Below are 25,410 nucleotides of genomic sequence, written 5' to 3'. Positions count from 1 at the left end.
TGGTCTCCACGCCGCCGGTCGCGGCAGGTTGGTGGTCAGGCTGCGGCTTGCTGATCAAGCGTGGCGCGAAGTTCGTCCGCAGCTACTGCGGCGGCATCTATGGTGCTGTGGTAACCGCCGTAGTGAACCTTGCGGTTTCGAAATATCTGAACGACCCACTTGTTCTTGCGGCCATCCCAGTACACGCCTGTAACACCGCTCGCTGGCGGCTTCCTGGTAACAACTCGATGCGCTCGGTTGTCTTTCGGTGTAAGCAGCCGCAGGTTTTTCCACCGGTTGTCATCGCGTATGCGATTGATGTGGTCGACGTGCATGCTTTCGTCTGGATGCTCTGCCTGGCCAACAAGCACTGGGTTGGCCAGAACGACCGTGGCTGGACCGCCGATATTGAGTTCCTGACCCGCCAGGACAAGGTGCTCAAGGTTCTGGAGGCTCAGCAATGATCGAGACTCGCCCACTGGTCTCCGAGGAGGCCGAACACGGCGTCGTCGGCGCCCTGATGCACCAGCCTGACCTGATCGAATCTATCGGCGCCAAGGTATCCGTCCAGCACTTCTACGACCCTGATGCCGCCGACCTATTCAGCATGATCCTGGGCGCTCGGTCGGCAGGCCGACCAGTTGACCCGGTAGCCCTGTCGGACATCCGCCCAACGCTCAGCAGCGGTGAGCTCACCATCGTTCGAGCTTCTGAGCTCATGCGCTCTGTTCCGTCCGTGGCCAACGTCCATGAGTACGCCAGGATCGTTTCTGAGCGCTACAAGGCGCGCCAGATCAGCGAGATCGGGCAGTCGATCATCGATATGGCGACTCATGCGCGCCCCATCGCCGGAATCATCGCGGATGTCCAGCAAACCGTCATGACGCTAAATAGCGAAGATGACGAGCCGGACGTTATCAGCCTGGCCGAGGCCTTGGGCCCCGTCATCGATGAAATGGACGACCGCTTCAACGGACAGGGCATCAATGGCCACTCCACCGGGCTGGCTGATCTTGATGAGCTGCTGCAGGGCCTGCGCGGCTCTCACGTAATTATCATCGCCGGGCGGCCAGGGACTGGCAAAACAACCCTGGGCCTGGGGATTGCCGAGCATCTGACAATCCGCAACGGCAAGTCCGCGCTGGTGTTCTCGCTCGAGATGTCCGGCAAGGAGCTGTCGAAGCGAAGCCTGGCGTCTGCCTCGGCTGTAACGCTGGGCAACATCGACACTGGCAAGGCCATGGGTGACGGTGAGCAGATCCAGAAGATCACTGCCGCTGTCGGGCGTATGCGTGACGCCGACCTGCGTATCTGCCAGAAGGGCGGCCTTCCGCTGAGCCGCATCCGCAACATCGCGCGTTTCCAGCACAAGGCCAAGCCTTTGGACCTAATCGTCATCGACTACATCGGGCTGATCGCGCCAGAGGCAGGTAGCCGCCAGCAGAATCGCAACCTCGAGCTCGGAGCGATCAGCCGCGGGATCAAGGGCATGGCCAAGGAGCTGAACGTGCCAGTTATCGTTCTGGCCCAGCTCAACCGAAGCATCGAGACCCGCACAACCAAAAAGCCGCAGATGTCGGACCTGCGCGACTCCGGCGAGATCGAGCAGGACGCCGACATCATCCTGATCGCGCACCGGGATGCAGATTCCGATCTTGGACAAAGCGGCGTTACTGAAATCGACGTAGTGAAGCACCGCAACGCGTCGACCGGGCACTGCCTATTGCAGCACCAGGGTGAATTCGCCCGCTTCACCAACTACGCCGGATCGCGTGAACAGCAGCAGGCTTCCGCACAGCCGGCACGGCGGTCATCTCGTTCGATGCTCAACGATTTCAAGCCAGGGGGTAGCTTCTGATGGGTCAAACAATCTTCGCGCGTGGCGGCTACCTCATGCGCTCCCACTCCGAAACGCGCTGGGCCGACATGATGGACGCCCTGAATATCGACTGGCTGTAAGAGCCGCGCCTGGTGAAAACCCGGCATGGCGCTTATCTGCCTGACTTTTACCTGCCTCGGGCCGGCCTGTTCGTTGAGGTGAAAGGCCCTCACCCAACGGAAATCGAGCGCGAAAAGGCCATGGACGCTAGCGCCGCGACCGGATGCCCGGTGGTTATCGCCTATGGCGATATGCAGTTCATGTTCCCAGGCGTCGGCGGTGCACGGCTGCTTGTCCTGTATGCCGGGCGCACCGTCGAGTTCAGCACTCACGAGCTGCATGGCCTGATCGAGCATGGGCTCGGGAAAGACGCATACCACGGCTACCTGCGTGTCGGCATGAAGCAGCCACACCCCGGCGCATTGCATATCTACGAAATCGCCCAGAGCTCAGCGGTGGCCGCTATGGACCGCAGCGTGCGAGAGCGTTACCTGGCCGGGGTGAGCCGGGAGGCCAATGCAGAGAAGACCGCCATGCACAGCCAAATGAGCCGCTGTGAATGGGCACTAACCAAGTTCGTCGAGAAGCTCAATGCTCGCAAGGAGGCAGCATGAACCGTGCACACCTGCTGGCCAAGTTGAACATCAAGCGCGCCGGGCAGCCGGCCGGGGAGGGTGTATGAGCCCGATGAAGAAGATCCGCGCCGCTCTGATTCTCGCGCAGACGTTCGCGAAGCACGGCGTGCTGTTCGTGCCGGTGATCTGCGAGACCGAGGAAGAGCACGCGCAGTTGCTCGCCCGGGTCATGAAGAAGCTCGACGAGATGGAAGCTGCCGAGGAGAAGCACTGATGGACACCAACAAGATGCGCAGTGAGCTCCGCGTTTCGGCCGAGCGCGCAATTGCTAACAACCATCCTGGCGGCAACGGCAATCCTTTCCCTGCTCTCGCCGTTCGTGCAGTCGACGTTTTGGCCCTGCTCGCGGAAATCGAGCGGTTGTCGACCAGTCGCAGCAAAAAAGAGCGAGAGCTTGAACAAGAGCTTGAAACCTGGCGCCACGGACCATTCTGCTGGACCTGCGGCGACACCGGCGACGTGCACGACATCACCGGGGAGTGGCGAGGCGAATGCGATTGCCTATCCGCCCAGCTCATCAACGCCAATCGAGAGCGCGACCAGCTCAAGGCCGAGAATGAGGCGCTGCGCACGGCACTGAGCGAGTGCATCGCTTCGCTGGCTGGCGAGATGAACCAGAAGTATGCAGGGCAGAAACCGGAAGACATGCATCCGGTAACGCTCCGCGATTACCACCGAGACATCGCGGAGCTAGCCGGATACCGGGCGGCCATGGCCAAGGAGGCATCCCATGGATAAATTCGGTCTCCTCTTCGCGCTGATCGTTGGCATCTCCATCGGCTGGGTCTGGGCACATCACACAGTCGCTGCCGAGTGTGAGCGCCTGGGCAAGTTCTACGTCGGCAAGCGCACTTTCGAGTGCGTGAAGATCGAGGAGAAGGCCAATGGCTGAGCTCGCACTGATCCGTACCTCGCATGGCCTGGTGCCGGCAACCGACGCTGACCGCGAAACCATCCAGCATTGGAAGGCTGGCCAGGTCATCCACGGCAAGTTCACCAAGATGCGCAACGCCAAATTCCACCGCAAGTTCTTCTCCATGCTGGATCTGGCATGGGAGTACTGGGAGCCTGCGGGAGGCCTTGTGCCTCGGCAGGAGCTGCGAGGCATCTGGGGCTTGGCCAAGTACTTCGAAGACCTGAACCAGCGCCCTGGGCAGCTCACAAACGCCGTGGAGTGCTACATCGCCAAGCTCGAGGCTGACCGCGCCGATCGTTTCCCAGTGGTGGACAAGAGCCGTGAGGCCTTCCGCGAGTGGGTGACCATTGAGGCTGGCCACTTTCACCTGGTGCAGACGCCAGATGGAGTGCGCAAGGAAGCCAAGTCGATCAGCTGGGCGAACATGGACGACACCGCATTCGAGCCGCTGTACCGCGACGTGTTCAACGCCTGCTGGCGGCTGGTGCTGTCGGCTCACTTCGAAACCGAGGCTGCTGCGCTGGATGCTGCCGACATGATGGGGAGCTACGCATGAAGGTCGTTAGCAAGAAGGTGCGCGATAGCGCCCGCGGCCAGGACTGCACTGTCAATGATCAGGAAGAAAGATGGCGTCCGGTTCGGGGCTTTGTAGGCCTCTACGAGGTGAGTAACCTGGGCCGCGTCCGCTCGATCAGCAGATACGTGAAGTTCGGTCGTGGCGAAAAGTTGATTGAAGGCCGGATCCTGGCTCAAAGCATGAGCGCAGGATATCCAGCGGTTTGCCTCTGCGATGGTCCCGATCAATCCAAAAGGAACATCCACCGGCTGGTCGCAGAGGCTTTCGTTCCTGGTGAGGGGGAGGTTGTCAGGCACCTTGACGGGGATCAAATGAACTCAAGGGCTGAGAACTTGGCCTGGGGCTCTCACAAAGACAATGAGGCTGACAAGGTTCGGCACGGCACAAAGCTTGAGGGGGTATTTCACCCGAACGCCAAGGTAACGCCGGATCAGGTTCGCCAGATCCGCCGGCTTCACGCGCAAAAGAACTCCCAACTGGATATCGCCAGAGTGACAGGGGTTAACCGCGGCACCGTTGGAAAGATCGTTCGCGGAGAAGCCGGCCTTCTTGAGCAGGGACAGGTCCGATTCGCTAGCGTTCTTGCTACTGGTGTTCTGGCCACTAGCGTCTGGGTACACGGAGACGCTGTGGCCAGAGAAGCGAACCTTGATCTTCTCGATCATCTCGGGCGTGTCCCGCACCGAGTGGAACTCATCCAGCGCCAGCGGCAGGCCTTCCCGGACCACGTACACGACCGCAGCCATCTTCATGACGTTGAAGTCCATGCCGATGTGCACGGCCTCACCCGGCCTGATGCGCTCACTGGTGCGACACTCGGCCCGGTCGAAGGTGTAGTACACGACTCCGGCGTAGTTCTCGAAGCCGGCCTCGTATTCCTGACGGAACGTGCGCGGGTCCATCTTGCGGCGGGCAGCGTCCAGTTCATCGGCCGGGACGTTGCCGCCCTGCAGCGAGGTGTACTGCCAGCTCTTGTGATCCGGCTCACCGCCCGGCTGCCCGTCGCGGTAGGTGTCATAGCAGTGGTTGAAGCCCTTCGGGGTCCCGATCCGCAGCGCATGCCCGCCCTTTCTCGACTCCCCGGTCTGGGGGATCTTGTACTGGCAGGTCGAGAGCATTGGCCTGAGCACTTCTTCCCAGGCTGCCCACGGGCAGTCCGCCCATTCGTCCACCAGGACGAAAAACAGGCCGGAGCCCCGCAGGTTGTCGTAATTGTCCAAGCCGACCACACGCATGATGTGGCCGGACTTGAGGGTAATCGAGCACTCGGTCTCGTTCGGCCGGGCTGCGCGCCAGGCCTCTGGGATGGCCTGCTTCAGCCGGCGCCAGAAGACCCGCTTGGCCTGCTTGAACGTCGGCGCGCCATACCATATCTCGTCCTCGACGCTCACGCCCCACTCCGCAGCCAGCCGGGCCGCGCGGCGCATCTCTGCCTTGCCGAGGAAGGTCTTGCCGAATCGACGCCCGCACACCGCATCACGGAAACGCGCCTCGGGCTGAAAGCCCCAAACGTAGATGTTCGCCTGCTTCGGCGTCAACTTCACCGGCGGGTCATAGGTACGGGGTAGTCGGGACACCTTCGTCTGGCTCCAGCTTGTACTCAGCAACGGCGTGCTGCTGGTCCGCCTGGGAGCCCAGGGGCTTGTCGGGTTCGATCTTGCGGTTGCTGTACATGTCGCCGCATTCCTTGGCCGCCTGCTCGTACAGTTGCGCCGTCAGAGCCAGGTTCCGCATTCCTTCGGCTTTGTCAGCCATCCTATTGAGGCCGCGCAAACGGTAGGCCTTGTTGGCGATGGGAATTTCAGTGATGTCTTCGCGGAAGCGCTTGCGAGTGTCTTCGAAGAGCTGCTTCCACTTGGCGGCTAACCCCTTCCCAGAGACCTTCGTGGGGTCGTGCGACTCGATCTGCTGCCGGGTGATGGTCAAACCGAATTCCTTTTGTACCGACTCGGCCACCTGGGAAGGCGTATCGAAGCAGGCCAAGGCCTGAATTACGAAGACCTTCACCTCACTTGATAGGGCTGCCATAGGCGTTCATCCGTCCAAACCTGTCCAAAAATCAGGCCGACTTCAGTAGACAGGTTCCGCAGGCCCTCGCAATGTTGATCTTGGCCACCTCGGGCGGCCGGCTTGCAGCGTCGATCAGCTGCTGGACTTCTTCGCTGGCACCGTAGCGCCGTACCACTCCGACGAACTCTTCGACGTCATGGCCGCGCAGGTACAGCTTGGGTAGCCCGTCCTGTGTGAACTTGGGTGCGCCGTACTCATCAGTTACCTGGGCGATGTGGTACAGCTCGTGTTCGACCAGGGCGCAGAACTCAGCATCGGTGCACTGGGAGCAGTAGTCGGCGGCCAGGGTGATGAGGTAGTCCGGCTCCTCGCCGAACCATTCTCGCATCTGCTGCTCTTGCCGGGCCTCCTGCCATCCGCCAGCGCGGAACATCAGCTGCTCGGCCTGGCCAAGGACGACCCGCCCCTGTTTGGCGAACCCAGTCGATGCCCAGAGCACGCCGATGTTGGCGTCGATCAGGTGGGCGTGCTCTGGGTTATGGATGCTGCCGGTGTCGGCAAGAATCTCGGCCTTAAGCCAATCCCATATTTCAGGGGCAGGAGCCAAGCGGATACCGAAGTCGGATAGCTCGGACAGTTCAAGCAGTGACGATGGAGGATACGGCCTATCCATAGGTCACCTTGTGTTTGAAATGATGTTGCGGTGCCGGGACGGCAGGAGTCTATTCAGTGCAGGAGGGAGTACTAGCCGAAAGGCGATTGGCTCAACGCAAGCTATGCATGGTGATTGCTCCATCTGGCTGCCATGCGGCATTCCATTTCAAGCGCTCGCACGAGAGGCCGACCCGATTAGCTCTTATCATCATGCACAGTGACCCTCACTCCAGTAGCAACGATCTCGTACTCCGTTTCGGAGATCTTGTTCACGGCACCACCCATTTGCATTTCGAAATGCTTCAAGCCTTCATGTCGAACCATGCCGCTCGAAGAGCGCTCGACCGTCTCGTCTTGGTAGATGTAGATGACGTACTCGACATTATCCGTGCCAAGCCCAACTATTCTTCCAACATATTTATCTGCCATGTCCGGACTCCTTGCGTGAAGCATCAAGGTAGCCGGTGCCAACAGATCAATCCACTGCATTGAAGCGTTAATCATGAATATGATGCTGGTCTGAGCGTGAGCACGCTCATGCAGCATTGGGCGACCCGATCCGGTAGGCTCGTTCCATCGCCTCCCAGTCGGGTTGCTTCGTTGTCATGGGATACCTACTTAAACCAGCTGGTCGCCTCTACACCACAGCCATAGCAGTGCACTGCGCCACTGGCTTGGCCTGGCTTGCGCATGATGAAAAACGTTTCTGAGCCGCAGTTGCAGTGGAATGCCTCGTCACCTGGCTGCGGACCAAATGGATACTTGAAGGCGCCGCGATGGGTACCGCACTCCGGACACTCCATCTGCGTGACACCTACCGGGGCAGTCGCTACCCATTCATGCTGACAGTTCGCGCAGATGCACTCGCCGGAGGCGTGCGGCTCCTCTCGCTCCCGCCGTTTCCGCTCAACCACGTTCATTTGGCCACCATCTTGTGTGATTCGGCGTGGGCGTGGCCGTGCAACAGGCCGACCAGCAGTCCCTGCGGCAGCCCGGCATCCTTGGCTGCATCAATGGCTTTGACCAGAGCGGCATCGAACTCTGCCACCGCATGGTCGATATCCGTGCTTACCGGAAGCTCATGGCGAATTCGTGTGACGTTGCTCATGGCCAACCGTTGATCTGATGGGAAGACAATTCACCAGAACAAAAAACCGCCCGAAGGCGGCTAGCAAGTGATTTATTAGCGCTTTCCCAATTTATTGGGTGCTTCAATCAGCTCAAATGTTCTACTTCACGACTTTCGCGGATCATTTTTGACATCTTTCTCAGCAACCTTGTCGTGCCGACTATAGAGCTCTGCCTTTGAAGCCCGCTCGGTGTTGGCACCCTTACTTCCTTCCGCCCTTGGGCCTTGGGGAGATGTATTTTCGCCAGAGCTTCTTTCACCCTGGTGCGATGTTTTATCTGTCATATAAACCTCTGATGAGCCCGGTTTTCCGAGCTCAAATAAATGAATTACTCAGCGAGTGATCCATCATGTGTACGCATCTGCCTCCGGTCACTCTCCGGACCTTTATCAAGGCCTGGCTTGTCATCATCTGGGGTGTAGACTAGAGGGTAGCCAGCTTCGAGGAGCTTATGTGGTGAAAGAGCCGTACGTGGTTGGGTGCCTCTACCAACGGCGCCCAGGATAAGTCCAACCAGTCTGCTGACTACTGAACTTTTCCATATTTGAAGCTTTTTGACGTTCAGGGGAATCAGGTTCTTGTTTAGGTGTAGCGTCGGGATCGATATAGTCGTCCCTATCCTCTGGGCTAGATTTGTCCAACCCCTCACGCTTTTCTGTACCTTCTTCAACTTCCAATTCAAGTCCCGGGGATCCATTTGGTTTGGTAATGTCACTAGACATAAGTACCTCTCAATAACTCAGAAAATCTGAGCTAAAGCGAGTATGCGCCCTAAGCCTGACATAGGGTAAAATAACAGACCATCGGGACAATTAATAAGACCGGCGCAGTTCTGTGCCTCTTGAGGCCCTCTTCGGGCAATAAAAAACCCGGCTCAGTGGCCGGGTTCTGGTGTGCCACTCCTCAACACGCGCAGGAATGACAGGATGGGAGTAATTTCGCTCAGTCGCTCACTGATGTCAATAGGCGATTACGCCGCATGACTCATAAGCAAGCCCTCAACCTCTAGGATCATCCTCACCTTTTCCAGTGCCTCTTCCACCATTCCGTTCAGCTTTTCGTTGATGTCCGCCCGCCACCGGCGCCTGGTCGACTCGGGCGCTGCATCGAGGTCCCAGGTGTTCATGTCGTAGAAGCTGTCGGGAAGGATGATCACATCCTCTTCCACTGCTTCTATGCGCTTCTTCTCTGATGCTCCCGCAGCGACGGCTGAGCTGATTCAAGTCAGGTGACGTCGCGAGGAAGCGACTGCCTGAAACTTACTGCCGTCGACCGCAACCAGGTCACCGGCAATCAAACCGGCAGCTCGACAGAACTGCACAAAAGCCCGGCATGTCGTGACGAAAGCAGCTTTGTTGTTTTTGCGGAAGTCAGCGATGGTCTTGAAGTCGGGTTTAAGCCGGTTGATCAGCCACATCACTTCGATGTTGCGCTGGCACTCGGCTTCCAGGCGCCGCGATGAACGGATGCGCTGAAAATAGCCATAGAGGTAGAGCTTCAACTGATCGGCGGGGTCATAGGCTGGGCGCCCAGTGGCCTTCGGCTGGGCTTTTTCGAAGCCGAGCAGGCCCAGATCCAGCTTGGCTACATACAGGTCGATGACCCGTACGAGGTGATCTTCAGGGATCAATTCCTCCAGCGAGACCGGGAACAGGCTGGTCTGGCTGCGAGACTCTCCTTGTATGTAGGCCATAACGAAAAATGCTCCGTATCTTTCGATACGGAGCATTCTCTTAAAGGGCCGGGCAGATTGCTAGGTTTTCACACAGTCTGCTCGGGTGCCTTTTCTTTTGGCAGAACTGTTGAGCGCTCACCGTCCTGGAAGCGAGCTATCCTTGCTCGTCCAAGGTGGACAGCTGCATGAGCCGATAAGGGTTGCGCACGTGGCCGACCGGGATCGCCAGCTGCGTCCACGGGCGATCAAATGCTGCGTGTAACGCCGCCATCGACCCTGATGTTCTGCCCGGTGATGTAGGCCGCGCCTTCGCTAGCAAGGAACGCAATGGTCGCAGCGATCTCTTCGCTGGTGCCGTAGCGTTTGAGCGGCACGCTATCGCGGCGTTGTTCGGTGGCCGGCAAGCTGTCGATCCAGCCAGGAAGGACATTGTTGATGCGCACGTTATCGCCGGCGAAATTGTCGGCGAATATCTTGGTGAACGCGGCAAGGCCCGAGCGGAATACGGCAGAAGTCGGGAACAGCTCGCTGGGTTCGAACGCCCATGCAGTGGAGATGTTGATGATCACTCCGCTTTTCTGACGCTGCATGTAAGGCGTCACCAGGCGAGTCGGGCGAATGACATTGAGCAGGTAAGTATCCATACCCTTGTGCCAATCCTCGTCGCTGATTTCCAGGATTGGCGCGCGCGGACCATGGCCGGCGCTATTGACCAGCACATCGATACGGCCCCACTTCTCCACGACAGCGTCGACCAGGCGTTGCAGATCTTCAACCGACTGGTTGCTGCCGGTTACACCAATACCGCCAAGTTCGGTAGCCAACGCCTCGCCCTTGCCCGAAGAGGAGAGGATACCCACCTTGAAGCCCTCGGCGGCCAGGCGTCGCGCTGCCGCAGCGCCCATGCCGCTGCCACCTGCCGTGATAATCGCAACTTTTTCTACTGACATGCTGCCTCCAATCGCTCAATGCTGGTTTTTCAGGTGCATTCACCTTAGCAGCAGTCCCATTGGTGAGGGAGACAGCTAAACTTCACTATTGCGATAGATTAACTATCGGCAGCTTGTTGCTTTAGCCAGTGTTGGACGATGCTCAATGAGTCCGGCTGTTTCGTCTTGCGCGGCCAGACCAGATAAAACGACTTGTCGACCCTGAGTTGCTGGGTAAAAACCTGCATCAGCCGGCCTGCGGCAATGTCATCACCGACAAACGCAGGGCTGGCCAAGGCAATGCCCTGGCCGCTGATTGCCGCTTCAATGGCCAATGAAGTCTGATTGAAGCGCAGGTTTCTGGCGGTGGGTTGCAGGTGATGCGGGAATAGTTCTGCAAGGAACTGAGGCCAGAAATTATGGGCATCGTGCAACATGACGAAGTCCTGCAACTGCGCAAAGCTGGCAGGTATTTCGCTGCCTTCGAACAGCCTTGGGCTGGCCACCGCAACGATTCGCTGCTCCATCAGCAGTTCGCTATTCAAACCTGCTCCGAATTCGGGTTTGCCGTAGCGGACAGCGATATCCACGCCATCGGTGCTGAAGTGCGACAGCCGATCGGTTGCCAGCACGCGCAAATCGATGTCTGGATGATTCTGCGCAAAATTGCCGAGCCTGGGAATCAGCCATTTCGAGGCGAAGGTAGGTGTAACGCTGACTGTCAGGTGAGAAGACTGTGGCCTGAGCAGGCGTGTTGCCTCGTCGATCATCGCCAGTGCACTGCGGATGCTTGCGCTGTAGCCCCGGCCCGCATCAGTCAACGCCAAGCCCCGGGGTAGGCGTTCAAACAAACGCAGATCCAGGCTCGCCTCCAGCCCGCGTATGTGCTGGGCAACTGCCGCCTGGGTCACGCCCAGTTCCTCGGCCGCAACACGGAAGTTCAAGCGGCGAGCCACCACTTCAAAAACACGCAACGCGTTCAGCGAGGGCAAATCAGGAAAACCGTCTGGCATGGCAATGAAAATTCTATCGAGTGGGGCAATTTCTTCTGTCTCTCTGATGCCTCACAAGGTTGATTACCTGATCGGGCTCGAAAGACTCACTGTGCCGAGGCTACTCCCTGAAAATGGCTAGCGAAACCCGTACCGATCGAAAGCATCGCTTGGGTAGCTTGCTGAAACGTTTCTTCGTGTCTATAAAAGGGGCACAACTCCAAGAAAGGCAACCTGTCATGCCCCTCCTCAAATTCTTCGTTGCTCTCGGCGCCCTGTCCGCGGCCTCCCACACCATGGCCTGGGATTACGTTCTGCTCGACACCGACAAAGCCGCCCAGAACTGGCAGATCACCAGCCAGCAACTTGGCGTAAAAACCGACAAGCCCTTCAGCGTTACCCTGCGCACTTTGCACGGAGGCCGGCAAGAGGGTGTCAGCATCGTCGACATCGATAACGGTACGATGAAAATTTCGGTAGTGCCGACCCGCGGAATGAACGTCCTGCAGGCGTCGGTCGGTAATGTGCGCATGGGCTGGGATTCGCCGGTCAAGGAAGTGGTCAACCCGTCCTTCATCGAACTCAATGGGCGCAATGGTCTTGGCTGGCTGGAGGGTTTCAACGAACTGGTCGCCCGCTGCGGTTACGAATGGGTTGGCCACCCCGGCGTCGACAATGGCGAGCTGCTGACCCTGCACGGCCGGGCCGCCAACATACCTGCGAACAAAGTCACCCTGCACATCGATGAGAAACCACCATACGCCATCAGCTTGCGTGGTGAACTGAAAGAGCAGGCGTTCAAGAAAGTCGACTTCTCCGTCGCGACCGAACTGGTCACCGAGCCGGGCAGCGTGATGTTCGCCCTCAACGACACCCTGACCAACAACGGTGATTATCCGAAGGAATACCAAGCGCTGTATCACAGTAATTTCAGCACTCCGTTTCTGGAGGAGGGCGCACGGTTCGCCGCACCCGTGAAACAGGTGTCACCGTTCAACGACAAGGCCAGGGCCGATTTGCCTGATTGGCAAACCTACCGAGCACCCACCAGGGACTATGACGAAACGGTTTATAACGTGGTGCCGTATGCCGACGCCCAGGGCAATACGTTGGCCGTATTGCATGACAAGGCTGGCAATCTGGGCGTTTCGGTCGGCTTCAATACTCGGACACTGCCTGTATTTTCCCTGTGGAAAAATACCGATACCCAAGGCCAGGGTTATGTGACGGGGCTGGAGCCAGGGACGAGCTTCTCCTACAACCGCCGTTACCAGCGGCCACTGAATCTGGTGCCGACGATCGGGCCGAAGGAAAACAGGCAGTTCCATATCAGCTACAGCTTGTTGGCGGACAAAATGGCAGTGGACAAGGCTTTGAAGCAGGTTGGCGAGATACAAGGTGGGCACGAAACCGAGGTGCGGCAGACGCCATTGGTTGATCTGACCAAGGGGTAGCGCCGGCCGGAGCATGTCGGCCGATGCGCAAGGCATCGGCCACAAGTGCAGGTCCTCGTGAATCGTTCAAGAGAAACCCACCAAAAGACCATTTGCATCTCACCCATCGCTTGTAGAAAATCCCCCTTTTGCACGAATGGATACGCGCATGAAGGTCGAGAAGACCACGCAATACACGACGGATGAAGGGATCGTCTTCAGTCTCTCGAAAATCACACTCATGGAAAGCGATCGAGGCCGACTGCGTGAGCTGCACTTTGGTGAGGCGAAACGCGCGCATTATCAAGTCAACAGCATGGTCGTCGATATGTACGACCGGATGCAGGCCCGAAATCTGCCATGTCTGCTGACAGTCCGCATTTCCAATCCACTGACTCGACAGCAGGCTGATGCCATCAACACCGTGCGAGGCAACGTTGCCAAGGGGATCGCTGCGGCCTCCGGTGGTGCTGCCGGGAAGGTGGGCGCGTTGGCAGGGCCGGTCATTGGCTGGGCCTCGGGTGCAGTCGTGACGACAGGTATGAACTGGTACTTGAAAGGGGCGTTGCCTAGCTTGCATGCAGGTGATGTGCTGATCAGTATCGAGGGAGAGGTTCATGGCGGGATTGGCCCACAACGCTCTGGCGTGACGCTGGTCATCAAGGTCTGAGGAATTGCACATGCCCTACATCCTGCAGACGGTCGCCCTGATGATGCTGGGCGCGATCCTCGTTCAGTTTTTAAAACCATACCGGCTGCGCAAGTGGCTGGGTCTGGTACTACTTGCAGCAGGACTGGTCGGGATCTTCAGCGTCGGCCAGCAGCAGGTCCTGGGTTTTGACTTGGAGCTGCTGACGTTGCTAGCTGTGCCGTTGGGCGTAGTATTGTTCCTGACGCGCCGGCGGTTCACGGACATGTGAGGCCAAGGAGGTGCCTGTAGAGTGCCGGCTGGTCGGCGTCCAGGCCGGTGATGAACTCGGTACACGCTAGCCTTCAGGCGGGCACCTCCCGCACACGAACTCATCCGATCCCAGGCGGTGTGAGCCGAACTCCACAACATAGCCAACCCCGCGGCACTCCGCCTCGGCCCTGGCAGTCTTCTGGTCGGCATAAACATCGACGAAATGCCAGGGATGCCGGTCTCTCAGTACGCCCCATCCAAGCACCCAGCCGTCATTGTCCGGATCGGGTGGCAGGTTTTTCGCCAAGCTGCGGATGCTCATGTTCACTCCGGGGGGCTAACCAGCTCTGCTTATGTAGCAACCTAAACTCAAGACCTGGATAAAACCGTGAATGAGGCATCGCATTTCGGCTCCAGCAACACGGGCCTGTCGAATAGCGTACAGCCATTGGCGATGCTGATGGGCCCGCCGCTGGCCTTCTCAAGGCGAGCCCATAAGCCGAGGTCGTGGATTACTATACGCGTAGCGGTGCAGGGTTGATGAAGGCTGAGTTCGTACTCGATTCGCTCAAGAACATCCCTTGCTTCTTCTTCCGTCATATTGGCCACTCCCTTCCAAACCACGTGCTACCCCATGCCAGGCTGGTTGCCAGGCGGGGATTCGAGCGCTTACCTGTAACTAGAGAGCAAGGTGCGCCCATTGGTTCGCTTTATCTGGTGGGCCGGAAGCCATTTCTGACCGCCTGCGCTTGAATGCAAAAGGGTAGCGTGCGCTGCGCCAACAGCCAGCGCACTTGAGCCATCACTCCTCGAACTGAATCACCATCCGCCCTTTGATCTTGCCCTCCAGCATCTCCTCGAAGATCTGGTTGATATCCTCGATCGGCCGCAGGGTCACCTTCGGCACCACTTTCCCTTCCGCCGCAAACTGGAAAGCTTCCTGCAGGTCTTGCCGAGTGCCGACCAGCGAGCCGATCACTTCGATACCGTCCAGCACCAGGCGCGGGATATTCAGGTTCATGGCTTCCGACGGCAGGCCGACCGCAACCAGGCGGCCACCTGCGCGCAGGGCATCAACGGCCGAGTTGAAGGCAGCCTTGGCAACGGCGGTAACCACGGCGGCATGGGCGCCACCGGTCTTGGCCTGGATGACCTTGGCGGCATCCTCGGTGCGTGAATTGACGACCAGGTCGGCGCCCATCTCGCTGGCGAAGCGCAGTTGCTCTTCGTTGACATCGATGGCGATCACTTTGGCGTTGAAGACGTTCTTGGCATATTGCAAGGCAAGGTTGCCCAGGCCGCCAAGACCGTAGATGGCGATCCATTGGCCGGGACGGATGTTGGATATCTTTACCGCCTTGTAGGTGGTTACGCCGGCGCAGGTAATGCTGCTGGCGGCAGCGGAGTCGAGCCCGTCGGGCACTTTGACCGAGTAGTCGGCCTTGACGATGCAGGCTTCAGCCATACCCCCGTCCACGGTGTAGCCGGAGTTCTTCACTTCGCGGCACAGGGTTTCGTTGCCGCTGGTGCAATACTCGCAATGCCCACAGCCCTGGTAGAACCATGCCACACTGGCACGGTCGCCCGGCTTGAGCGAGGTGACGCCTGGCCCTACTTCCTGGACCACGCCGATGCCTTCATGGCCTAGCACTACACCGGACTTGTCACCGAAGTCGCCATTTTTAACATGCAGATCGGTGTGGCACACACCGCAGCATTGCATTTTCAGCAGCGCTTCACCGTGCTCGAGAGGGCGCAGGGTTTTCTCCACCACATCCACGCGACGGCCTGGTGCAACAACAGCAGCTTTCATATGAGCCTCCGTGTCATCCGAATAAGCTTGGGTTATCGCAGGGGTTAGCATAGCCCTTGCCTGGTGGGGCAAAACTGCTTCAGGTCATGGTCTGGGGTTGGAGGCTTGTACGCAGCAGGTACCTGCCCTGCACGGGCACTTGTAGGAGCGGCCTTGTGTCGCGAAAGGGCCGCAGAGCGGCCCCGGGATTTCAGCGGGGCGCATAACTTTGTTGGGGCTGCTTTGCAGCCCATCGCGACACAAGGCCGCTCCTACGGGGTTCTGCGTTAGGCTCGCCACAAAAAGAAAAGCCCGCGGCAATAATGCGGCGGGCTGCAAGAACATACGGAGCAGGGCCAGTGTGCCCACCCGGATGTCAGTATTTCGTGAAGGTCAGGTCATGAGCTTGTCATGCATGGCTCAGTTCCAGTTGGCTGATGACGCATACCGAACCGTCCTCGGCAGGCGTGGTGTCGGTGTAGTCCACCTGGTTGTATACCCCCCCATGGAATTTGAGCGTGCGCGTCGCCCAGGTCGCCCCCAGTTGCTGGGGCGATGTGCTGCCAATACGGCCGTTGCAGCTTGCGCTGACCGTGCAGGCGCCGTTGTTTGTCACATCGATGCTGACATCGAAACGGGCGCCGAGCGGTACGTCGGCCAGCACCGTGCTGCTGCTCGTGGCCGTCTGGTTGAATTCGGTGCGAAAGCCCACGGTGATCTTGCCCTTGTTCCAGAACACCTTGATGGGCGGGTTGTCGTCGTCTTTTACGTGCATCTGGGCAATGACCACCTTTTGCGCAAGGTTCACTTTCTGCAGTGTCATGGTCTGATGATTGCGATGCCTGGCGGCGCTGTTCAGCGCCCAGTACGCGGGCTCCTTCCACTCGCAGCGGGTGCGGTGGGTGCTTTTGCTGGAGGCGCCCTTGGTGGGGGCGGTCATACGGATGGAGCCGTCGCTCAGCTGGGCGATGACTTCAGGCAGGGTCGCCAGCGCCTGGGCGCCGGTCAATTCCAGGGCTACCGGGTTGGTCGCGGACTTCGGCACGGGAGTGGTGATGATGAGGTTGTCGATATATACAGCCATGGGCTTTCTCCTTGAAAAACGACAGGTCCTGCATCATTTGCGAGCCTGGCCAGCATGGGCGCGGTTCACTGTGATTTGCCAAGGCTGGACGAAGGGCAAAACCAGGGGATAAAAAAGCCCGCCATGGGAGGCGGGCAAGCGACGTTTGAAGGGAGAGCCTGCAGACTGGACCTTGCGGGTTAACCGAGCATTAAGCGGTAATGCATTGACCTGCGCAGCCGATCAGCCTATACAGGCCTGCCACCCGCCCAGGAGCCAGCATGCACGACGAAGACGACCTGCACGAACCCGAGCACGATCACCTGCTTGATCATGAATTCCTCTACGACGATATCGAGCCTGAAGCGGATGCCCAAGGCGCCGAGGACGAAGTGGAGGAAGACGAGGAAACGCTGGATGACCTCGATGACGAGGAGCGCGATCACCCAGCCTGGTTCGACGACTGCGAAAACGACTGACTCAGCGCCCGTCTACCGAAAAACGCCCAGGGCCGCTCACTGCCAGCATCAGCAGGCCGCCCATGATGCTGAGGTTTTTCAGGAACTGGGTCATGTTGGCGCTGCGCTCAGGGTCGACCATGCTCCAGAACGGGTGGCCCAGCAGCGCCGTGCCCAGCACGAACAGCGCAAACAGGAAGGCCAGCGGCCGGGTGTAGAAACCGAGGATCAGCAGGATGGCAACGACGAACTCCATGAGCACGGCAACTGCCGCTGCCAGCATGGGGGCAGGGGCGCCGAGTGAAGTCATGTAGCCGACCGTGCCTTCGAACCCGGTCAACTTGCCCCAGCCAGACAAGACGAACAGGATCATCAGCAGCACACGGGCAATCAGGATAATGATGTCGCGTTGACCATCGAACAGGGAGTAGCGCATGGCGGCGTTCCAGTGGACGGGTACAAGCTCCACTCTAGCAGCTGCGCAAAGGATTGCTGGCGGGCAGCAAAAAGGCGCCACACGGGCGCCTTCGCTAGAAGTTTGGTGCGAGTGGCGGGACTCGAACCCGCAAGGCTCACGCCGACAGATTTTAAGTCTGCTGTGTATACCAATTCCACCACACTCGCACGCTTGAATGGGCCGTAACGACCAGCTCGCTTCTAAGCAGAAGGGCTTCGCAATCAAGCGCGCTTTATAACCCATTGTTATAGTTGAGTCAACCACAGCGCCTATGATCAACAGAATGAAGGGTCGATCGAACGGGCAATTGACACCTTGCTGTCATTACGCCACTGTTGCCCCTTTATTGGATCCAAGAGCGTGCAGTGATGACCCCGTCCGGTACTTCCGAGCGCATCGTGCGCCCGCGGCTGTTCTGGCGACTGTTGTTCGTGCTGGTGGTCGTGTTGGGGGCGTTTCTCTACCTCAGCCTGATCAGCCTGGGCGCTTACCTGCTGATGCTGGGGTTCGATGCCGAACACCCTCAACCGCAGCGGCTGATGGCCCTGGCCGGTGGCGGGTTTATCCTGCTGGTCGGCTTATGGTTGCTGAAAGTGGCGATGCCACGGCGCATCAGCCCGGTGCTGGTTGAGCCCGGGCGTTGAACTTCGCTCTCTTTTCTCTCCTGCTGTGCCGGTGGAGCTCGCATGGTTTCAGCTGATTGCCTCGACCACCCCATCATGCCCGCCCACCGCTACGAACAGCTGGTTCAGTCGGTGGTGGATTACGCTATCTACATGCTCGACCCGTCCGGCAATGTAGTGTCATGGAACGCAGGCGCTCAACGCATCAAGGGGTACCGTGCCGATGAAGTGATCGGCCAGCATTTCTCATTGTTCTTCACCCCCCAGGATTGCGCCGAGGGCCGCCCGGAACGCTTGCTGCGTCAGGCGCTGGAGCAGGGTGTGGCGCAGGATGAGGGCTGGCGCGTACGCAAGGATGGCACGCAATTCTGGGCGCTGGCCGCCCTGGATGTGATCCGCGATGACCAGGGCCAGGTCGTCGGCCTGGCCAAGGTGACCCGGGATATCACCGACCGTCGCGAGTCGGCGCTGCAACTGGACGCGGTGCGCGCCCAGCTGTTCCAGGCACAGAAGCTGGAGGCCCTCGGCCAGTTGACCGGTGGTCTGGCGCATGACTTCAACAACATGTTGACCATCATCATCAGCTCGGCGCGCCTGGCGCTGGACACCCAGGACCCGGCACGCGCCAAGCGCATGCTGCAACACATTCTCGATGCCGGGCAGCGTGGCACCGAACTGACCCAGCAATTGCTCAGCTTTGCCCGCCACCGCAAGCTTGATGTGGCTTGCGTCGCCCCGGAGAACCTTATTGCAGCCACTCGTGGTCTGCTGGAGCATGCGCTGCCTGATTCGATTGAGCTGAAGGTGCTGTTGCAACCGGACCTGCCCCTGATCGAGGTGGATGCCGGGCAATTGCAGATGGTGTTGCTCAATCTGTTGTTCAATGCCCGCGATGCCATCACGGGGCAGGGCCGGATCGGCTTGACCGTCGATGTGGTCGAACTGACCGGCAAGTTTGAAGGCCTGCACGGCGGGTTTGTGCGTTTCGAGGTGGAAGACAGCGGCGAGGGCATCGCGCCAGCGGTACTGCCGCGGATTTTCGAACCGTTTTTCACTACCAAGCCCTTTGGCAAGGGTACTGGCCTGGGCCTTAGCCAGGTCTATGGTTTTGCCAGGCAGAGCGGTGGTGCCATTTGCGTAGACAGTGAGCCCGGCCGGGGAACTTGCATGCAGCTTTACTTGCCAATCTATCAGGGCCAGACCGATAGCCAACTCGACAGGTAGAACATCATGGCACAGGCACTCAGGCGACTGGTCACGGGTATCGACGGGCTCGATGCATTGCTCCAGGGTGGCCTGGTGGCTGGCGCGTCCTACATCATTCAGGGCCCGCCGGGGGCCGGCAAGACCATCCTCGCCAATCAGCTGGCCTGTGGGCATGTGCGCAATGGGGGCAGGGTGCTGGTGGCTACATTGCTGAGTGAGTCGCACGAGCGGCTGTTCCAGTACCTGGCGACCCTGGAGTTCTTCGACCCGGCGTTGGTCGGCGACACGATCCAGTTCGTCAGTGCCTTCGACACCTTGGAGCAGGAAGGCCTGGACGCTGTGGTGCGGCTGCTGCGCCAGGAAATCGCCCGCCAGCAGGCCAGCCTGCTGATCGTCGATGGCGTGCTCAATGCCCGGGTGCGTGCGGAAACCGCGCTGGACACCAAGAAATTCGTCTCCGAACTACAGGGTCATGCGGCCTTTGCCGGTTGCACCTTACTGCTGCTGACCAGCGCCCGACTGGAAGAAGGCAGCCCGGAGCACACCATGGTCGACGGCGTGATCGAGCTGGGCGAGCAACTGTACGGCAGCCGTGCCGTGCGCCATGTCCAGCTGCGCAAGACGCGTGGCAGTGCGGCATTGTCGGGGCGCCACGAGTGCCTCATCGATGAAGGCGGCATGCATGTATACCCGCGCCTGGAGTCGCTGTTCAGCCACCCCAGCCAGGCGGGCAACGCCACCCTGGAGCGCATCGGCAGCGGGGTGGCAACCCTGGATGAAATGCTAGGTGGCGGGCTGGCCACGGGCTCGGTCAGCTTGCTGATCGGGCCTTCGGGTATTGGCAAGACGTCATTGGGCCTTGCCTTCCTCGGTGCCAGCAGCCCGCAGGCGCCGGGGCTGCATTTCGGCTTCTACGAAACGCCGGAGCGCCTGCGTATCAAGGCCGCGTCGCTGGGTTACGATTTTGCCGCCCTGGAGCAGGGCGGCAGCCTGCAGCTGTGCTGGCAGCCGACCACCGAGGGGTTGCTGGACCAGGTCGGTGCACGCCTGCTCGAGCGGGTCGAGGCGCAAGGCAGCAAACGTGTGCTGATCGACAGCCTGGGGGCGTTCAGCCGTCTGGCCAGCGACCCGGCGCGGCTCAATGCGTTTTTTCGCGCCCTGGTCGGTGAGCTGCGCGCGCGCAATGTCAGCGTGATGCTGACCTGGGAAATGCGCGACATCTTCGGCGCGGAAATCAGCGCCCCGGCCCCGGACCTGTCGAGTATCGTCGACAACCTGATGCTGATGCGCTTCGTCGAGCTGGACTCGCAGCTGCGACGTATGCTGTCGATCCTCAAAGTGCGTGACAGCCACCATGACCCTGCCTTGCACGAGCTGTTGATCAGGCCGCAGGGCATTACCCTGCGCAAAGCGTTCGAAGGCGCCTGTGGTGTGCTCTCGGGAACGCCGGTGCCGCAGGGGAGCGGGTGACGGGGCGGACGATGAACACCATCCTGATCGTCGATGACGAGTACCTGATTGCCGACATCCTCGGTTTCGCCCTGGAGGACGAAGGCTTCCTGGTGGAAAAGGCGAGCAACGGCTGCAAGGCGCTTGAGGCGCTGAAGGAAAAGCGCGTTCAGCTGGTGATCACCGACTACATGATGCCGCTGCTCAACGGCGAGGAGCTGGTGCGCTCGATGCGTGAAGACCCGGAGTTGAGCGAGTTGCCGGTCATCCTCATGAGTGGCGCGCAGGCCAACCAAGGATGCCCGGAACTGTTCGCCGCGGTGTTCGACAAACCGTTCGACATGGACTGTATGATCGCCAAGGTGCGCGAACTGCTGGGCACCTGAGGCGCGGGGCGATCAAGCGCGTCCGTGCGGCTTGAGGCAACGTGAAGCAGGTCGCTCAGTGCGAGTCGTCGTGCTTTTCCGGGGCCGGGCTGCCGGCCTGGATGCGCTTGAAGATCTCTTCGCGATGGACTTGGACGTCTTTCGGTGCATCGATACCGATCCTCACCTGCATCCCTTTGACGCCCAGAATGGTGACTTTGATGTCATCGTTGATGACGATGCTTTCGCCAACCTTGCGGGTGAGTATCAGCATGTAGTTCTCCTTGGTGATATAAAAGTCCGTCGAGCTAGTTGCCACGGCGGCGGGAGCTTGTCCCTCTTCCTTCTCATTAAAGACGCTTTCGGCGGATAGTAATTCCCCGACAGACAAATTCTGTTGCGTGTCTTCAGTCGCAGGTGCCGAAGCAAACCGCCAGCGGGTTGTCGGCCAAGGTGCTCGGTGGCAAGAATAGGGTGCTTGGCGGTCAATGGGAAATTTCTTCGCATGATGGGTTGAATAGACCGGGTTAATGGTCATCCTGTTCCTCGAGTGCCTGAAGAAATAGCAGCAAGGCTACTTCTTCACGGTCCAGGCCTTTGCGTACACGGTTCTTCGGCAAGTTGGCCAACCGCCCCAGGGCATAGTGTTCAAGTACAGCCGGGTGGATGTAGCAACGCCTGCACACCGCCGGTGTATTGCCCAGGCGTGATGCTACCTGGCGTACGATCGCGGCGACCTGGCGTTTGGCTTCGCTCTCGGGCTCCCAGGCCAAGGGCCTGAGCAGGTCCAGGGCCAGACTGCTGCCGGCCCAGGTGCGGTAGTCCTTGGCGGTAAAGTCGGCGCCGGTCAGCTGCTGCAGAAACTGGTTGACCTCGCTGGAGCCGACGCTGTGGCGCTGGCCGTTGTCGTCCAGGTACTGGAACAGCGCTTGCCCGGGCAGCTCCATGCAGCGCTTGAGCAGGTTGGCCAGGCGCCTGTCGTTGAGGCTGACGTTGTGCTCGACGCCGCGCTTGCCGCGGAACTGGAAGCGGATGCTGCTGCCCTTCACCTCCACATGGCGATTGCGCAGGGTGGTCAGGCCATAGGACTGGTTGTCACGCAGGTAGCGCTGGTTGCCGATGCGGATCAGGGTGTGGTCCAGCAGGCTGATCACCAGCGCCATCACCTTTTCCCGGTCCAGGCCGGGCCGGGCAAGGTGGGCGTGCAGCTGCGCGCGCAGTTTTGGCAGGGCCTGGGCAAACGCCAGCATGCGCCCGTACTTGTGCTGGTCGCGTACTTCTCGCCACTGCGCATGGTAGCGGTATTGCTTGCGGCCGCGGGCATCGCGACCTGTCGCTTGCAGGTGGCCTTGCGGGTCGGCGCAGATCCACACCTCGGTATAGGCCGGGGGGATAACCAGTGCTGCGATGCGGGCGAGGGTATCGCTGTCGCGCACCCGTTGGCCGTTGGCGTCCAGGTAGATGAAACGGCCCCTCCAGCGGCGCCGGGTCAGGCCCGGCTGGCTGTCGTCGACATAGTGCAGGGTGGGCGGCAGGGGGCATTCAAGCATGGCTGGCAGGCCTCGATCAGGTCACTGATCAATGGACACCAGCGACGGGGCCGATGCTCAGCCCAGCAGCGCTACCGACTTGATCTGGGCAAACAGCACCTGGCCCGGGTGCAGGCCGAGCTGGTCTGCCGAAAAGCGGGTGATGCGCGCGAGCAAGGCGTTGCCGCCAGCATCCAGGCTGACCAGCACATGAGCCGGGTTGGCTGCCGGGCGGCTTTCGCGCACGCGTACCGGCACGCGGTTGAGGATGCTCGAGGTACTGTCGGCTGCAAGGGCCAGGCTGACGTCACGGGCCTGCACCTTGACCCGCAAGGTACTGCCAGTCACCTGGGCAGGGTGGGCGATACGCAGCAGTGGCCCGTCGTTACCGGGCAGGCGCAGGTCGAGCAGGTCGTAGTGTGGGTCGTGCCCCACCACCAGGCCCTCGAACACCACCCCGGCATCCTCGCCCTGGGCCAGCGACAGGTCGAGGCGGGCCAGGGTTTCGCCGATCGGGCCGCTGGCCACTGCTTGGCCTTGCTCCAGCAACACCAGATGGTCGGCCAGCCGCGCCACTTCTTCCTGAGCATGGCTGACATACACCAGCGGGATTTCCAGTTCGTCGTGCAGGCGCTCCAGGTAGGGCAGTATCTCGCGCTTGCGCGGCCCGTCGAGTGCAGCCAGCGGCTCGTCCATCAACAGCAGGCGCGGGCTGCTGAGCAAGGCGCGGGCAATGCCTACCCGCTGCGCCTCGCCACCGGACAATGTCGCCGGGCGGCGTGCCAGCAGGTGGCCGATACCCAGCAGCTGGCAGGCCTGGTCGAGGCTGACCTTGCGTTCGGCAGCGGCTACCCTGCGCCAACCGAACTCCAGGTTGCCGCGTACCGACAGGTGTGGGAACAGGCTGGCCTCCTGGAACACGTAGCCCACCGGGCGCAGGTGCGGTGCCTGGAAGACGCCGCGGGCGCTGTCCTCCCAGATTTCGCCGTTGACTTCGATGTAGGCGCTGGCGGCCCGTTCCAGCCCGGCCAGGCAACGCAGGCAGCTGGTCTTGCCAGAACCCGAGTGGCCGAACAGCGCGCTGATGCCGCGCCCGGGCAGGTGCAGGTCGACGTCCAGGGTGAAGTCGTCGCGCGCCATTTTCAGACGCGCCACAATCGATGCGCTCATTTCAGCTCCAACCGGCTTTGCCACGGCGTCCAGCGTATAGCAGGAGCAGCACCAGGAACGAGAACACCAGCATGGCACCGGCCAGCCAGTGTGCTTGCGAATAGGCCATGGCCTCGACATGGTCGAAGATCTGCACCGAGACCACGCGTGTCTTGTCGGGGATGTTGCCGCCAATCATCAACACCACGCCGAATTCGCCCACGGTGTGGGCGAAACCGAGGATGCTGGCGGTGATGAAGCCTGGGCGGGCCAGCGGCAGCACTACGTGGACGAAGGTGTCCCAAGGGCCGGCGCGCAGCGTGGCGGCTACTTCCAGCGGGCGCTGGCCAATGGCGCCGAAGGCATTCTGCAGTGGCTGGACAACGAACGGCATGGAGTAGATCACCGAGCCGATCACCAGGCCGGTGAAGCTGAACACCACGCTGCCCAGGCCCAGCGCCTGGGTCGCCTGGCCCAGCCAGCCATGCGGGCCGAGGGCGATCAGCAGGTAGAAACCGATCACCGTGGGAGGCAGCACCAGCGGCAGGGCCACTACCGCGCCTACCGGCCCGCGCAGCCACGAGCGCGTGCGCGCCAGCCACCAGGCGATGGGCGTGCCGACGATCAGCAGGATCAGGGTGGTCAGGCTGGCCAGTTTCACGGTCAGCCAGATGGCACCCAGGTCACTGGCGTCCAGTGGCATCAGATTTCATAACCGTAGGATTTGATCACTGCCGCGGCTTTCGGGCCTTTCAGATAGTCGACCAGAGCTTTGGCAGCGGGGTTGTCCTTGCCTTTTTCGAGGATTACCGCGTCCTGGCGGATGGGCTCATGCAGGGACGAGGGAACGATCCAGGCCGAGCCGCTTTCGACCTTGCCGTCCTTGTAGATTTGCGACAGGGCGACAAAGCCCAGCTCGGCGTTGCCGGTGGAGACGAACTGGAACGCCTGGGTGATGTTCTGCCCTTCGACCAGCTTGGGCGTGGTGGCTTCGGTCAGCTTCAGCTTGTCCAGCACCTGGGTGGCGGCCAGGCCGTAAGGTGCGGTTTTCGGGTTGGCGATGGACAGGTGCTTGAACTGGTTCTTTTTCAGTACTTCGCCGTTGGCGTCGACATAGCCGGGCTTGGCCGACCACAGGGCCAAGGTACCGATGGCGTAGGTGAAGCGCGAGCCCGGGGCAATGGCTTTTTCCTGCTCGAGCTTGGCAGGGGTGCTGTCGTCGGCAGCGAGGAATACCTCGTACGGCGCGCCGTTCTTGATTTGTGCGTAGAACTGGCCGGTGGCGCCATAGGCGGCGACCAGTTTATGGCCGGTGTCCTTTTCGAAGTCCTTGGCAATGGCCTGGATCGGGGCTGTGAAGTTCGCAGCGACCGCGACCTGGACTTCATCGGCCCAGGCAGTGTTGAAGGCGAGCAGGGTGGCCAGGGTGGCCGCGGCTACATAGGAAGGGCGGGTACACATCAACACAACTCCTGGGAGGTTATCGTTATATCCTTAACTATATAGCGATAGGCCTTGGGCCGGGAAGAGGCAAGGTAATGCGCAAGCAGGCCAGGCCTTTTCGCGGGTAAACCCGCTCCCACAGGGCCGGCACACTATTCGAATGTGT

33 protein-coding genes, 1 tRNA gene and 2 pseudogenes are annotated in these 25,410 nt (G+C 60.2%); 16 read left to right on the top strand and 20 right to left on the bottom strand.

Annotated features, from left to right (window positions below):
- Positions 1-35: 35 nt before the first annotated feature.
- Entirely contained in the window at positions 36-314 is a 279-nt protein-coding gene (locus tag J5M58_RS28460) for an HNH endonuclease (protein WP_207878323.1), read from the bottom strand.
- Between J5M58_RS28460 and J5M58_RS28455 the strand changes: the two genes are divergently transcribed.
- The 8 genes and pseudogenes from J5M58_RS28455 to J5M58_RS28450 form a co-directional block, all read left to right on the top strand.
- Entirely contained in the window at positions 309-443 is a 135-nt protein-coding gene (locus tag J5M58_RS28455) for a hypothetical protein (RefSeq protein WP_353844707.1), read from the top strand. The two genes, J5M58_RS28460 and J5M58_RS28455, sit on opposite strands and share 6 nt — an antisense overlap.
- Positions 440-1,837, top strand: a complete 1,398-nt coding sequence (locus J5M58_RS12730) for a DnaB-like helicase C-terminal domain-containing protein (RefSeq protein ID WP_207878292.1) — start codon at positions 440-442, stop codon at positions 1,835-1,837. Before J5M58_RS28455 ends, J5M58_RS12730 begins: the two co-directional genes overlap by 4 nt.
- Positions 1,838-1,950: 113 nt before the next feature.
- Entirely contained in the window at positions 1,951-2,472 is a 522-nt protein-coding gene (locus J5M58_RS12725) for a hypothetical protein (protein WP_207878290.1), read from the top strand.
- Positions 2,473-2,536: 64 nt separating this feature from the next.
- Positions 2,537-2,707 (top strand): DUF1382 family protein, encoded by a 171-nt coding sequence (locus J5M58_RS12720; RefSeq protein ID WP_181457355.1) that lies wholly within the window; start codon positions 2,537-2,539, stop codon positions 2,705-2,707.
- Positions 2,707-3,231 (top strand): hypothetical protein, encoded by a 525-nt coding sequence (locus tag J5M58_RS12715; RefSeq protein ID WP_207878288.1) that lies wholly within the window; start codon positions 2,707-2,709, stop codon positions 3,229-3,231. Before J5M58_RS12720 ends, J5M58_RS12715 begins: the two co-directional genes overlap by 1 nt.
- On the top strand, positions 3,224-3,385 hold the full coding sequence (locus J5M58_RS12710; RefSeq protein ID WP_181457354.1) for a hypothetical protein: 162 nt from the start codon (positions 3,224-3,226) through the stop codon (positions 3,383-3,385). The genes J5M58_RS12715 and J5M58_RS12710 overlap by 8 nt, the downstream gene beginning before the upstream one ends.
- Positions 3,378-3,965 (top strand): DUF1367 family protein, encoded by a 588-nt coding sequence (locus J5M58_RS12705; RefSeq protein WP_112252794.1) that lies wholly within the window; start codon positions 3,378-3,380, stop codon positions 3,963-3,965. Before J5M58_RS12710 ends, J5M58_RS12705 begins: the two co-directional genes overlap by 8 nt.
- Positions 3,962-4,291: pseudogene (locus J5M58_RS28450) on the top strand (NUMOD4 domain-containing protein); the annotation flags it as partial. The gene J5M58_RS12705 and the pseudogene J5M58_RS28450, both read left to right, overlap by 4 nt.
- Before the next feature lie 12 nt (positions 4,292-4,303).
- Here J5M58_RS28450 and J5M58_RS12695 read toward each other — a convergent pair.
- The 9 genes and pseudogenes from J5M58_RS12695 to J5M58_RS12655 form a co-directional block, all read right to left on the bottom strand.
- Entirely contained in the window at positions 4,304-5,563 is a 1,260-nt protein-coding gene (locus J5M58_RS12695) for a terminase (protein ID WP_252378337.1), read from the bottom strand.
- Entirely contained in the window at positions 5,538-6,014 is a 477-nt protein-coding gene (locus tag J5M58_RS12690; protein WP_207878286.1) for a DUF2280 domain-containing protein, read from the bottom strand. The genes J5M58_RS12695 and J5M58_RS12690 overlap by 26 nt, the downstream gene beginning before the upstream one ends.
- A gap of 31 nt (positions 6,015-6,045) precedes the next feature.
- The gene (locus J5M58_RS12685) at positions 6,046-6,669 is read right to left on the bottom strand and encodes a putative metallopeptidase (RefSeq protein ID WP_207878284.1); all 624 of its coding nucleotides are present in this window, start codon (positions 6,667-6,669) and stop codon (positions 6,046-6,048) included.
- Between the two features lie 176 nt (positions 6,670-6,845).
- Complete coding sequence (locus J5M58_RS12680; RefSeq protein WP_026031959.1) at positions 6,846-7,079, bottom strand: hypothetical protein; 234 nt, start codon at positions 7,077-7,079, stop codon at positions 6,846-6,848.
- A gap of 487 nt (positions 7,080-7,566) precedes the next feature.
- Positions 7,567-7,758: a hypothetical protein gene (locus J5M58_RS12675; protein WP_112252792.1), complete on the bottom strand. Its 192-nt coding sequence runs from the start codon at positions 7,756-7,758 to the stop codon at positions 7,567-7,569.
- Between the two features lie 992 nt (positions 7,759-8,750).
- Positions 8,751-8,936 (bottom strand): hypothetical protein, encoded by a 186-nt coding sequence (locus J5M58_RS12670; protein WP_243432328.1) that lies wholly within the window; start codon positions 8,934-8,936, stop codon positions 8,751-8,753.
- A gap of 69 nt (positions 8,937-9,005) precedes the next feature.
- Positions 9,006-9,473 (bottom strand): annotated as a pseudogene (locus J5M58_RS12665) (transposase); the annotation flags it as partial.
- A gap of 227 nt (positions 9,474-9,700) precedes the next feature.
- A complete protein-coding gene (locus J5M58_RS12660) occupies positions 9,701-10,405 on the bottom strand; it encodes an SDR family oxidoreductase (RefSeq protein ID WP_207878282.1) in 705 nt (234 codons plus the stop codon).
- 98 nt (positions 10,406-10,503) lie between these two features.
- On the bottom strand, positions 10,504-11,397 hold the full coding sequence (locus tag J5M58_RS12655; RefSeq protein WP_207878280.1) for a LysR substrate-binding domain-containing protein: 894 nt from the start codon (positions 11,395-11,397) through the stop codon (positions 10,504-10,506).
- A 218-nt stretch (positions 11,398-11,615) separates the two neighbouring features.
- On the opposite strand from J5M58_RS12655, the gene J5M58_RS12650 reads away from it, so the two are divergent.
- From J5M58_RS12650 to J5M58_RS12640, 3 genes are all read left to right on the top strand, one after another.
- Entirely contained in the window at positions 11,616-12,830 is a 1,215-nt protein-coding gene (locus J5M58_RS12650) for an aldose 1-epimerase family protein (protein ID WP_112252789.1), read from the top strand.
- A gap of 148 nt (positions 12,831-12,978) precedes the next feature.
- Positions 12,979-13,479, top strand: a complete 501-nt coding sequence (locus tag J5M58_RS12645; RefSeq protein WP_181457352.1) for a hypothetical protein — start codon at positions 12,979-12,981, stop codon at positions 13,477-13,479.
- A gap of 10 nt (positions 13,480-13,489) precedes the next feature.
- Positions 13,490-13,729 carry a hypothetical protein gene (locus J5M58_RS12640; protein WP_112252788.1) on the top strand — a complete coding sequence of 80 codons (240 nt, stop codon included), beginning with the start codon at positions 13,490-13,492 and terminating at the stop codon, positions 13,727-13,729.
- A gap of 66 nt (positions 13,730-13,795) precedes the next feature.
- Here the strand turns inward: J5M58_RS12640 and J5M58_RS12635 are convergent, their stop codons facing one another.
- The 3 genes from J5M58_RS12635 to J5M58_RS12625 all read right to left on the bottom strand — a co-directional run bounded on the left by J5M58_RS12635 (position 13,796) and on the right by J5M58_RS12625 (position 16,586).
- Positions 13,796-14,032 carry a hypothetical protein gene (locus J5M58_RS12635; protein WP_112252787.1) on the bottom strand — a complete coding sequence of 79 codons (237 nt, stop codon included), beginning with the start codon at positions 14,030-14,032 and terminating at the stop codon, positions 13,796-13,798.
- A 480-nt stretch (positions 14,033-14,512) separates the two neighbouring features.
- Positions 14,513-15,523 carry an alcohol dehydrogenase AdhP gene (gene adhP / locus J5M58_RS12630; RefSeq protein ID WP_112252785.1) on the bottom strand — a complete coding sequence of 337 codons (1,011 nt, stop codon included), beginning with the start codon at positions 15,521-15,523 and terminating at the stop codon, positions 14,513-14,515.
- A 388-nt stretch (positions 15,524-15,911) separates the two neighbouring features.
- Entirely contained in the window at positions 15,912-16,586 is a 675-nt protein-coding gene (locus tag J5M58_RS12625; protein ID WP_207878278.1) for a polysaccharide lyase family 7 protein, read from the bottom strand.
- A 260-nt stretch (positions 16,587-16,846) separates the two neighbouring features.
- Between J5M58_RS12625 and J5M58_RS12620 the strand changes: the two genes are divergently transcribed.
- The gene (locus J5M58_RS12620) at positions 16,847-17,044 is read left to right on the top strand and encodes a hypothetical protein (protein WP_207878276.1); all 198 of its coding nucleotides are present in this window, start codon (positions 16,847-16,849) and stop codon (positions 17,042-17,044) included.
- Position 17,045: 1 nt separating this feature from the next.
- On the opposite strand, the gene J5M58_RS12615 is transcribed toward J5M58_RS12620, so the two are convergent.
- Together J5M58_RS12615 and J5M58_RS12610 are read right to left on the bottom strand one after the other, a co-directional pair.
- Positions 17,046-17,459, bottom strand: a complete 414-nt coding sequence (locus tag J5M58_RS12615) for a DoxX family protein (RefSeq protein ID WP_207878274.1) — start codon at positions 17,457-17,459, stop codon at positions 17,046-17,048.
- A gap of 103 nt (positions 17,460-17,562) precedes the next feature.
- A tRNA-Leu gene (locus J5M58_RS12610) sits at positions 17,563-17,647 on the bottom strand.
- Between the two features lie 201 nt (positions 17,648-17,848).
- Here J5M58_RS12610 and J5M58_RS12605 point away from each other — a divergent pair.
- Genes J5M58_RS12605 through J5M58_RS12590 form a run of 4 tightly spaced genes read left to right on the top strand, consistent with a single transcriptional unit; the run spans position 17,849 to position 21,144 of the window.
- Complete coding sequence (locus J5M58_RS12605) at positions 17,849-18,124, top strand: hypothetical protein (protein WP_112252782.1); 276 nt, start codon at positions 17,849-17,851, stop codon at positions 18,122-18,124.
- A gap of 42 nt (positions 18,125-18,166) precedes the next feature.
- Entirely contained in the window at positions 18,167-19,327 is a 1,161-nt protein-coding gene (locus J5M58_RS12600) for a nitrogen regulation protein NR(II) (RefSeq protein ID WP_207878272.1), read from the top strand.
- A gap of 6 nt (positions 19,328-19,333) precedes the next feature.
- Positions 19,334-20,779 (top strand): ATPase domain-containing protein, encoded by a 1,446-nt coding sequence (locus J5M58_RS12595; RefSeq protein WP_207878270.1) that lies wholly within the window; start codon positions 19,334-19,336, stop codon positions 20,777-20,779.
- Between the two features lie 11 nt (positions 20,780-20,790).
- The gene (locus J5M58_RS12590; RefSeq protein WP_112253236.1) at positions 20,791-21,144 is read left to right on the top strand and encodes a response regulator; all 354 of its coding nucleotides are present in this window, start codon (positions 20,791-20,793) and stop codon (positions 21,142-21,144) included.
- A gap of 55 nt (positions 21,145-21,199) precedes the next feature.
- Here J5M58_RS12590 and csrA read toward each other — a convergent pair whose 3' ends face one another.
- The 5 genes from csrA to modA form a co-directional block, all read right to left on the bottom strand.
- Entirely contained in the window at positions 21,200-21,397 is a 198-nt protein-coding gene (gene csrA / locus J5M58_RS12585; protein WP_004375914.1) for a carbon storage regulator CsrA, read from the bottom strand.
- A gap of 253 nt (positions 21,398-21,650) precedes the next feature.
- Entirely contained in the window at positions 21,651-22,673 is a 1,023-nt protein-coding gene (locus J5M58_RS12580; protein ID WP_207878268.1) for a DNA topoisomerase IB, read from the bottom strand.
- A 57-nt stretch (positions 22,674-22,730) separates the two neighbouring features.
- Entirely contained in the window at positions 22,731-23,822 is a 1,092-nt protein-coding gene (gene modC, locus J5M58_RS12575; RefSeq protein ID WP_207878266.1) for a molybdenum ABC transporter ATP-binding protein, read from the bottom strand.
- A gap of 1 nt (position 23,823) precedes the next feature.
- Positions 23,824-24,504, bottom strand: a complete 681-nt coding sequence (gene modB, locus J5M58_RS12570; RefSeq protein ID WP_112252777.1) for a molybdate ABC transporter permease subunit — start codon at positions 24,502-24,504, stop codon at positions 23,824-23,826.
- Complete coding sequence (gene modA, locus J5M58_RS12565) at positions 24,504-25,262, bottom strand: molybdate ABC transporter substrate-binding protein (RefSeq protein WP_112252776.1); 759 nt, start codon at positions 25,260-25,262, stop codon at positions 24,504-24,506. The genes modB and modA overlap by 1 nt, the downstream gene beginning before the upstream one ends.
- Positions 25,263-25,410: the final 148 nt, after the last annotated feature.

Origin of the sequence: Pseudomonas sp. 32_A (assembly GCF_017490905.1) — a bacterium.
In the GTDB taxonomy this organism is placed as follows: Bacteria; Pseudomonadota; Gammaproteobacteria; order Pseudomonadales; family Pseudomonadaceae; genus Aquipseudomonas; species Aquipseudomonas inefficax.
This window is presented reverse-complemented; position numbering and strand designations above follow the sequence as displayed.

Coding starts and splice junctions, on each gene's coding strand:
- J5M58_RS12680 (WP_026031959.1), bottom strand. CDS start 7,079: ATGGCAGATAAATATGTTGGAAGAATAGTTGGGCTTGGCACGGATAAT.
- J5M58_RS12690 (WP_207878286.1), bottom strand. CDS start 6,014: ATGGCAGCCCTATCAAGTGAGGTGAAGGTCTTCGTAATTCAGGCCTTG.
- J5M58_RS12605 (WP_112252782.1), top strand. CDS start 17,849: ATGACCCCGTCCGGTACTTCCGAGCGCATCGTGCGCCCGCGGCTGTTC.
- J5M58_RS12675 (WP_112252792.1), bottom strand. CDS start 7,758: ATGAGCAACGTCACACGAATTCGCCATGAGCTTCCGGTAAGCACGGAT.
- J5M58_RS12590 (WP_112253236.1), top strand. CDS start 20,791: ATGAACACCATCCTGATCGTCGATGACGAGTACCTGATTGCCGACATC.
- J5M58_RS28460 (WP_207878323.1), bottom strand. CDS start 314: ATGCACGTCGACCACATCAATCGCATACGCGATGACAACCGGTGGAAA.
- J5M58_RS12620 (WP_207878276.1), top strand. CDS start 16,847: ATGCACGACGAAGACGACCTGCACGAACCCGAGCACGATCACCTGCTT.
- J5M58_RS12705 (WP_112252794.1), top strand. CDS start 3,378: ATGGCTGAGCTCGCACTGATCCGTACCTCGCATGGCCTGGTGCCGGCA.
- J5M58_RS12600 (WP_207878272.1), top strand. CDS start 18,167: ATGGTTTCAGCTGATTGCCTCGACCACCCCATCATGCCCGCCCACCGC.
- J5M58_RS12625 (WP_207878278.1), bottom strand. CDS start 16,586: ATGGCTGTATATATCGACAACCTCATCATCACCACTCCCGTGCCGAAG.
- J5M58_RS12640 (WP_112252788.1), top strand. CDS start 13,490: ATGCCCTACATCCTGCAGACGGTCGCCCTGATGATGCTGGGCGCGATC.
- J5M58_RS12660 (WP_207878282.1), bottom strand. CDS start 10,405: ATGTCAGTAGAAAAAGTTGCGATTATCACGGCAGGTGGCAGCGGCATG.
- J5M58_RS12645 (WP_181457352.1), top strand. CDS start 12,979: ATGAAGGTCGAGAAGACCACGCAATACACGACGGATGAAGGGATCGTC.
- modC (WP_207878266.1), bottom strand. CDS start 23,822: ATGAGCGCATCGATTGTGGCGCGTCTGAAAATGGCGCGCGACGACTTC.
- J5M58_RS12710 (WP_181457354.1), top strand. CDS start 3,224: ATGGATAAATTCGGTCTCCTCTTCGCGCTGATCGTTGGCATCTCCATC.
- J5M58_RS12595 (WP_207878270.1), top strand. CDS start 19,334: ATGGCACAGGCACTCAGGCGACTGGTCACGGGTATCGACGGGCTCGAT.
- J5M58_RS12650 (WP_112252789.1), top strand. CDS start 11,616: ATGCCCCTCCTCAAATTCTTCGTTGCTCTCGGCGCCCTGTCCGCGGCC.
- J5M58_RS12730 (WP_207878292.1), top strand. CDS start 440: ATGATCGAGACTCGCCCACTGGTCTCCGAGGAGGCCGAACACGGCGTC.
- J5M58_RS12715 (WP_207878288.1), top strand. CDS start 2,707: ATGGACACCAACAAGATGCGCAGTGAGCTCCGCGTTTCGGCCGAGCGC.
- adhP (WP_112252785.1), bottom strand. CDS start 15,523: ATGAAAGCTGCTGTTGTTGCACCAGGCCGTCGCGTGGATGTGGTGGAG.
- J5M58_RS12655 (WP_207878280.1), bottom strand. CDS start 11,397: ATGCCAGACGGTTTTCCTGATTTGCCCTCGCTGAACGCGTTGCGTGTT.
- J5M58_RS12720 (WP_181457355.1), top strand. CDS start 2,537: ATGAGCCCGATGAAGAAGATCCGCGCCGCTCTGATTCTCGCGCAGACG.
- J5M58_RS12580 (WP_207878268.1), bottom strand. CDS start 22,673: ATGCTTGAATGCCCCCTGCCGCCCACCCTGCACTATGTCGACGACAGC.
- J5M58_RS12685 (WP_207878284.1), bottom strand. CDS start 6,669: ATGGATAGGCCGTATCCTCCATCGTCACTGCTTGAACTGTCCGAGCTA.
- csrA (WP_004375914.1), bottom strand. CDS start 21,397: ATGCTGATACTCACCCGCAAGGTTGGCGAAAGCATCGTCATCAACGAT.
- J5M58_RS12635 (WP_112252787.1), bottom strand. CDS start 14,032: ATGAGCATCCGCAGCTTGGCGAAAAACCTGCCACCCGATCCGGACAAT.
- modB (WP_112252777.1), bottom strand. CDS start 24,504: ATGCCACTGGACGCCAGTGACCTGGGTGCCATCTGGCTGACCGTGAAA.
- J5M58_RS12615 (WP_207878274.1), bottom strand. CDS start 17,459: ATGCGCTACTCCCTGTTCGATGGTCAACGCGACATCATTATCCTGATT.
- modA (WP_112252776.1), bottom strand. CDS start 25,262: ATGTGTACCCGCCCTTCCTATGTAGCCGCGGCCACCCTGGCCACCCTG.